General features: G+C 74.3%; 9 protein-coding genes. All 9 read right to left on the reverse strand.

Annotated features, from left to right (window positions below; translation table 11 throughout):
• Positions 1–266: zinc ribbon domain-containing protein (locus EAO70_RS38850; protein ID WP_315986206.1), on the reverse strand; the 266-nt coding region annotated here is incomplete at its 3' end.
• A 3-nt stretch (positions 267–269) separates the two neighbouring features.
• Complete coding sequence (locus tag EAO70_RS04415; RefSeq protein ID WP_148001697.1) at positions 270–839, reverse strand: phage tail protein; 570 nt, start codon at positions 837–839, stop codon at positions 270–272.
• On the reverse strand, positions 836–2,794 hold the full coding sequence (locus EAO70_RS04420; RefSeq protein ID WP_148001698.1) for a putative baseplate assembly protein: 1,959 nt from the start codon (positions 2,792–2,794) through the stop codon (positions 836–838). The genes EAO70_RS04415 and EAO70_RS04420 overlap by 4 nt, the downstream gene beginning before the upstream one ends.
• A complete protein-coding gene (locus tag EAO70_RS04425; protein ID WP_148001699.1) occupies positions 2,794–3,216 on the reverse strand; it encodes a GPW/gp25 family protein in 423 nt (140 codons plus the stop codon). Before EAO70_RS04425 ends, EAO70_RS04420 begins: the two co-directional genes overlap by 1 nt.
• Before the next feature lie 133 nt (positions 3,217–3,349).
• Positions 3,350–3,667 carry a PAAR domain-containing protein gene (locus EAO70_RS04430; protein ID WP_148001700.1) on the reverse strand — a complete coding sequence of 106 codons (318 nt, stop codon included), beginning with the start codon at positions 3,665–3,667 and terminating at the stop codon, positions 3,350–3,352.
• Positions 3,668–3,700: 33 nt separating this feature from the next.
• Positions 3,701–5,521 (reverse strand): VgrG-related protein, encoded by a 1,821-nt coding sequence (locus EAO70_RS04435; RefSeq protein WP_148001701.1) that lies wholly within the window; start codon positions 5,519–5,521, stop codon positions 3,701–3,703.
• Positions 5,521–6,198: a LysM peptidoglycan-binding domain-containing protein gene (locus EAO70_RS04440; protein WP_148001702.1), complete on the reverse strand. Its 678-nt coding sequence runs from the start codon at positions 6,196–6,198 to the stop codon at positions 5,521–5,523. Before EAO70_RS04440 ends, EAO70_RS04435 begins: the two co-directional genes overlap by 1 nt.
• The gene (locus tag EAO70_RS04445) at positions 6,195–6,632 is read right to left on the reverse strand and encodes a phage tail protein (protein ID WP_148001703.1); all 438 of its coding nucleotides are present in this window, start codon (positions 6,630–6,632) and stop codon (positions 6,195–6,197) included. Before EAO70_RS04445 ends, EAO70_RS04440 begins: the two co-directional genes overlap by 4 nt.
• A 29-nt stretch (positions 6,633–6,661) precedes the next feature.
• Positions 6,662–7,063 (reverse strand): hypothetical protein, encoded by a 402-nt coding sequence (locus tag EAO70_RS04450; RefSeq protein ID WP_148001704.1) that lies wholly within the window; start codon positions 7,061–7,063, stop codon positions 6,662–6,664.
• Positions 7,064–7,255 lie beyond the last annotated feature (192 nt).

Below are 7,255 nucleotides of genomic sequence, written 5' to 3' on the forward strand. Positions count from 1 at the left end.
GCCCCTCCCCCGTTCCCCGGCTCGCGGGTGCGCGTCGTACCCGTCGGCGCGGTCGCCGGGGCCTCCCGGGACGGGGCGGGACCGGCTTCGTCCTCTCCCCCGGACGACGCACTCCCGTCCGGCGGTGCGGCGTCTTCGTCCGGCTCCGTACGTCCCCTCGTCGTGGGGCGCGCGGGCTCGTTCGACCAGCCCAGGTACGCGCCGCAGTTGCCGCAGAAGTCGTCGGCGGGGTCGTTGGCGGCCCCGCACGCAGGACATGCGCGCATGCGTCAGTTCCCTCCCTCGGCGGGCGGGCCCGGGAGGACCTCCACCCGGAACGCCACATGGACCGGGCACATCGCCCGTACGACCTCGTGGACCCGGTCCACGTCCACCCGCCCGGCCCCCGCGCCCTCGGGAACGACCCGTACGAGCAGTTCGGCGTCGGGCTCCGGCGGGAGGTCGGAACCCGCGGTGTCCGACCAGACCGCGGCGCCGTCGCCGACGATCTCGGTACGTACGTCCAGGGCGAGCCGCAGGGCCTCGGCCAGCCCCCGCTTCGTACCGCGCCACCGGTGCAGCTCCACCGCGCGCGCGACGGTCTCGCGGCGCAGTTCCATGGGCCGGCGCGGATCGTCGGCGGCGCCGACCCAGGACGCCAGCCACACCAGGAAGTCCGGCGGCGCCAGCCGGGGATCGAGATAGGAGGGCAGGTTGTCGAGGGTGGAGAAGACCGGGGCGAGGACCGTGTCGAGACCGGCGGTGAGGCGCTGCGCGAGGTCGTCGTCGGCGTAGAGGGCGGGCAGCTGCTCCCCGATGGGGTGCCGGCTGGGCAGCCCGGGGATCGCGGCGCGGCTCATCGTCCCTCCGCTTCCCGGGGGGACACGACCACCTGGTGCTGGTAGGAGAAGACCAGGGCGCCGGGGCCGACGTCGATGCGGTCCGCCGGGGCGCCGCGCCGGCCGCTGACCGGGTCGGCCGGGAAGAGCCGGATCTCCTCGACCAGCGCGTCGCCCGCGGCGCGCTGCAGGACACCGAAGACCTCGCCGTACTGGACGGGCCGTCCGAACGGCCATCCCGTGCCGTCCGGACCGCCGGTCAGCGGGTTGAAGTGGCGGAACAGGGCGTCCAGGGCGGCGGTGCGGACCGCGTCCGTGTCGCCCGGGGCGGCGGACAGGCGGGCGACGACGGTGACGCCCTGGTAGACCGGCGGCTCCACCACGAGGCGGGTACCGATCAGGCGCCGTTCGTCGAGACTCGCGGTGATCGCCGAGAGGACCTGCTCGCCGGGGATGAGCTGCTCGAAGCGGAGCCGGTCGTCGCCCTCGTCGGCGACGGCGTCCGGCACCACGAGGACGCGGACCGCGCCCGCCGTGTCGGCGGCCGGCAGGCAGCGCACCCGGCGCACCGAGGGCGCGGCCTGGCGGCTGATGATCTCGTAGTCCTCGGCGGTCACCGCGCGGTCCTGCATGCGCAGTGCCTCGGGGGCGCGCAGCCGGGCGTTGTGCACGCTCTCGCCCGCGACCCCGCCGCGCGCCGCCTCCCGGTTGCCGACCCGGGCGACGTACGGCACGGAGCTGAGCAGGACGGAGATCGCGCCCCGGGCGACGTTGCCGGCGGGGCCGCCGCCGGTGCGGTAGCGGGCGATCCGGATCCGCTCGCCCTTGGGCGGGACGGCCCCGCACTGCCGCAGGGTGCCGTCCGGCTCCCGCAGTGCCGGGGGGAACGCGAACTCGCCGGTGGTGGCGTCCACCCGGACGTGCCGGTCGGCGGGTCGGGAGCGGCCGAAGTGCTCGACGACCTCCCAGCGCTGCCAGCCCTCCTCGGAGGACACTTCCACCAGGGGCGGTCCGGCGTCGAGGAGGACGGGCGGCCGGGCGAGCCGGAAGGTCTGTCCGGCGACGCCCTCGGAGGTGCCGAGCGGCACGTCGGTGACCGTCTCCGCGTGCTCGGCGGAGATGGTGCCGCCGACGGTGAAGACCTCCGCCTCGCGGACCGTCGGGGACTCTGAGTAGAACGGCTGGCCCGGTTCCGGCTCGGTGACCCGGCAGCGCAGCCAGCCGGCCCGGGTCCCGCCGATGACGGACGCGACGTGTCCGGCGGGCACGTGCACGACGACCTCGCCGGGCCGGTTGAGCCCGCCGGTGGTGTCGTCGCCGGTCTCGCAGGCCTCCCAGCCGCCGCCGTTCCACGCCTCCCACACCAGCGGGGGCTGGCGCGGGTCGACGCCGACGCCCTCGACGCGGCTGTCGAGGCGTACGGCGACGATGCAGCGGGGTACGGCCGTGGGCAGCCCGAAGAGCAGCGCGTCGCCGGGTTCCGGCGTGGCCTGGAAGCAGGGGATGTCGAGGCCGTCGGCGAGCATGCCGGTCCTGTCCTGCTGCTCGCTGGTCCGCCACGCGGTCACCAGGCGGGTCAACTCGCTGGGCAGGATGCGCAGTTCACCGGTAGTGGCGAAGACCACGGCGTCGTCGGTCTCGCCGCCCGCGGTGGTCACCTCGGTGCCGGGCGGCAGCGTGACGGTGTCGGGCTGCGGGGCGGACAGCCAGAAGTCGACGTCGGCGGCCGCGGCCGTCGGCGGGAACAGCCGGATGCCGAGCAGGTCGAGGAAGGCGTGGTAGTTCTTGTCCGGCACCCGGTTGAGCCGGTAGAGCACCTGGTCCACCAGGTAGGCGAACGTCTCGATCAGGGTGACGCCCGGGTCGGACACGTTGTGGTCGGTCCACTCCGGGGCACGCTGCTGCACGTATCGCTTCGCCTCGTCGACGAGCTGCTGGAACCGGCGGTCGTCCAGGTTCGGGGAGGGCAGGGCCATCAGTGAGCGCCCGCTTCCTCGGCCCCCTCCTCGGAGGGGATCGTGTAGAAGGGAAAGACCAGGTTGCGCCGGTCGTTGGTGGAACGCAGGGTGTAGTGCACGTCTATGTAGAGGGTGCCGTCCTCGACCGCGTCGAAGGCGACGACCACGTCGTCCACGGTGATCCGCGGCTCCCATCGCTCCAGCGCCTCCCGCACCTGCCGCGCGACGCGGCCGGCGGTGGCGCCGTCGCCGGGGGCGAAGACGTACTCGTGGATGCCGCAGCCGAACTCGGGGCGCATGGGGCGCTCGCCGGGCGCGGTGCCGAGGACCAGGCGGATGGCCTCCTCGATCTCCCGCTCCCGTTCGACGAGGGCGATGCCTCCGGTCGGTCCGACGCGCAGGGGGAATCCCCAGCCCCGGCCGATGAACCGTTCGCTCATCGGCCGTCCTCCGGGGACCCGGACGCGGTGGCCGGTTCCGTGCCCTCCGGGGACCCGTGCGCGGCGGCCGGATTCGTGCCCTCCCAGGACCCGTGCGCGGGATCGCGGGCCGGCCGCCGGTCGGTGCCGGCCATCACACGCCGCCGATCAGCACGTTGGGCGCCCCGGTGAGGATCATCGCGCCGCAGGCCGTCTTGTCGCGGGCGCGGGCGGCCGGGAGACCGCCGATGAGGACCTGCCCGCCGGCGAGGCCGGCGGGGTTCGGCAGGATCACGTTGGCCGGTCCGGTGGCGGCGTGCGGCGGCACCACGCAGGTGTGCAGGCTGCCGGTGACGGCGGCGGGACGGCCGCCGATGAGCACGGTCGCCACCGCCCTCGCGACGGCGGGCGGCGGGGTGGCGATGACCCCGCCGTGGTTGGTGGGGTCGCCGGTACGGGCGGCGGCGGGCATACGGAGCTCCTTTCACGAGCTGTCTGCGGAGGGTCAGTTGATGCGGACGAGCTTGGCCTTGAGGGTGGCGAGCAGGCCGCCGTCGACGGTGACGCCGGAGGCGCCGGAGACGTCCACCGTGCGGCCGCCGATCTTCACCCCGACCCGGCCGTTGATGGCCACGTTGCGGCCCGACACGTTCACGTCGCCGCGTCCCGCGTCCACCGTGATGCCCTGCTTGTCGAGGACGACGGAGCTGAGCACCTGCCGGCTCTTCCCCTGGTACACGGTCAGCTCGATCCGGTCCCGCCGGTCGTCGAGGAAGACCTCCAGGCGTTCGTCGGCGGACATCAGCCGCACTCCGGAGCGGCCCGGCGCCCGTGCGTCGAGCAGTTCCACCCGGTGGCCCGAACGGGACACGAGGGAACGGCGGTTGACCTTGCCGGTGGTCTTGTCGATGAGGGGCACGTCGTGCGGCGAGGGCTTGTCCACGCCGTTGTAGAGCCCGCCGATGACGTACGGGCTGTCGAGCAGGCCCTGTTCGAAGCCGACGAGGACCTCGTCGTTGACCTCGGGGCTCACCACTCCGCCGCCGCCCTTGCCGCCGAACTGCACCGTACGGACCCAGTCGGTGACGTAGGTGTCGTCCAGCCAGGGAAAGCGGAGCCGCACCGAACCGCTCTCGGCGCCGCCGGCCTCGCGGACGTCCGTCACCACGCCGATCGCCAGGCCCGGCATGCGCGGCCCCCGGGACGGCGCGTTGGCGCCGGTGACCAGTCCGGTCAGGGAGCGGTCCGGGCTGGCGCTCACCCACACCGTGGTGCGGTAGCCGCCGTGCGGCTCGAGGACGTGCTGCACGGCGGTGGCGGTGTACTTCCCGGAGAACGCCCCTCCGACATTGCCGAGCGCGACGGGCTTGCCCGCGCGCAGCAGCGGATTGCCCTCGACCAGCGCCTCCAGCTCGCCGAACCCGGCGCTGACCTGACCGGCGACCGCGTCCGCGACCGCCTTCGTCTCGGCCTGCGTACGGTACGGGGTGTCGGTGACGGTGATCTTCGACGCCTTGCCGAACCGGGCGGCGAGCGCCGGACTCAGTCCCGGCACGACGGTGTCGCTGTCGACCGAGGGCTGCTTGGCCACCAGAGGCCGCTTGGTGGTGACGTCCCAGCCGCGCACCTCCACCTGCTGCGCACCGTCCGCCGCCGACAGGGAGGCCCGCAGCGCCAGCAGGTTGCGCCCGTACTCCAGGACCATCGGGTCACGGGCGGCCGAGGTGGTCGGCGAGGGCGCACCGGAGGCCCTCTTCGGCTTGGTGAACTGGAGCAGTCCCTTGTCGTCGACGCGCACCAGGGCGCCGCTCTCGGCGGCCAGGTACTGGAGGAAGTCCCAGTCGGAGACGTTCGCCTGGGAGAGCTGCTGGTAGGTGACGGGCGCGGCCTGGACGGTGCCGCAGGCCAGGCCGGCGCCCGCGGCCACCTTGCGGACGATGGCCGCCGCCGTCATGTTCCGGTACGCCACCACCTTCCGGCCGCGCTGGAGCCGGTGCGCCTTGGAGTAGGCGCGGAGCACGGTGAAGGAGCCGGTGCGGTCGCGGTCCGCCTCCAGGGCCGTCACCTCGCCGTCGAACAGCCGCTCGCGGGCCTGCCCGGTCACGGTCACCACGGAGACGCGGAGCGGGGTGCCGATGGTGATGCCGGTCTTGCGCAGGAACTCGTGGTCGGGGTCGCGGTAGGTGAGCACCGCCGCGTCCGGCAGGCCCACGTTCTCGTCGATCACGCAGTTCACCAGCTGGGCCGCCCAGACCGGCGGCAGTTCGCCGGGCGTCTCCACGATCGGGTCCGCGGCGAACGACCGGCCGTCGCGTGCCCCGCCCATCACCCCTCCTCCTCGGCGCCCGCGGCGCTCAGCGCCGGCACGACGAGTTCGGTGCCGGGCACGAGCACCATCGGGTCGTCGATGTCGTTGGCCTCCGCGATGACCCGCCAGGCGGTCGCGTCCCCGTACTCCCGCCAGGCCAGCAGGGCCAGGCTGTCGCCGGCCACCACGACGTGCGTACTGCGTCCGGTGCGTGAGCCGGACGTCGGGTTCTGTCCGGCGGGGCCGACGCTCGCCTCCTCGATGGACAGACGGCAGGTGGCGCGCAGCGGCTTGCCGTCCACGTCGAACAGCGTGTACGACACGGACAGGTTGGAGAGCACGCCGTCGAACGACGTGGTGCGCGCGCTGCCCCACTCGAACCGCACCCAGGGGCTGGCGGGCTTCTTGCGGCCCAGACTGGCCTTGGTCGGCACGCACGCCTTCATCAGCTTCTCCACCGCCTGCTCCACGGAGTTGTCGTGGGTGGCGGTGGCGTCCAGGAACACTTCGAGGCTGAGCTGGCGCGGGCCGCTGCCGACGAACTCGGGCAGGGAGGACTCCTCCGCCATCCGGGACGGGGAGCGGCGCCACTCGGTGGTCTTGCTCAGCTCCAGGGTGGAGGGGTTGAACTGGAGGTTCAGCCGTGCCAGCGTCCCGCCGGGCTTGGCGCCGACGGAGGCCGGAGGCTCCTTCAGCGTGAGCTGGGCCCGGGGCGGAGTCCCTCGTGGGCGATCTCCAGGGTCTCCACCGCCGCCTGCGAACTGCTGGGGTCGAAGGACGGGCCCTGCCAGCGCACCGGGACGATCCCGAAGACCTGCCAGCTGATGATCCGGCTCAGGTCGGGCCGGAGAGCGACGATCTCGCCGTCCTTGGGCTCCACGCGCTTCAGCGTCTCGTCGAGCCAGCGGGCGATCTTCGCGGTGTCGGCGGTGACCGGCCGGGTCAGTGTGATGTTCGACCAGCTCACGCGGCCGGGCAGCTGCCAGGTGAAGCCGTTGTTGCCGCCCTCCGCGTAGCTCTCCATCTCCACCTCGGCGCCCATGCCGGAGCAGGTGTGGAAGGCGCCCAGGTCGTTGCCGCCGATCGCGAGCCGGAAGAACACGCTGCTCGCGAAGATGTTGTCCGTCATTGATCCGTCATCCGTTCCGTGCCGTGTGCTCAGCGGCGGCCGTCGTAGGGGCGGCCCGTGCGCTCCCGGCCGCGCCGCAGTTCGGTGCGCAGCAGGCGGGCCATCGGGTCGAGCAGCCGTCGCGCGAGGTCGTCCAGGTCGAGGCCGGGGTCCTGCGCCGGCTCGGCGTCGCGGCCGGTGTTCCGGCCCGCGCTCCGGCCGGCGGCGGCCGGTGCGGAGGACGTCGGCTGCTTCCCGCGCGCGGGGACCTCCTTCACCGGGACGGCCGGGGTGGCGGACGCGCTCCTGCCGTTGTCCGGTACGGCGCGCTGGATCCGGGGCGCCGCGCCGCCACCCGACGAGGGGGCCGCCGCGGGCACGCTGCGGGGCCGCACCACGGGGACGGGCACGCCGGGCGAGGGCGTCCCCGGAGCGGACGGGCCGTGCGCCACGGGAGGAGCCTGCGGAGGCGCGACCGGGAGGGAGCGGGCCGGGGCGGCGGACGCGCCTCCGCCCGGAGGAGCGAGCGTGACCACGGGGACCCGTGCCCCACCGGTCGCCGCTCCCCCGCCGGCGGGCCATGACCCGGGGGCGGTGGCGGTGCGCTGGACGGTGGGCCCGGAGAAGGGCCCACCGTCCAGCGC

The sequence above is a fragment of the Streptomyces sp. adm13(2018) genome, assembly GCF_008042145.1.
Classification (GTDB): Bacteria; Actinomycetota; Actinomycetes; order Streptomycetales; family Streptomycetaceae; genus Streptomyces.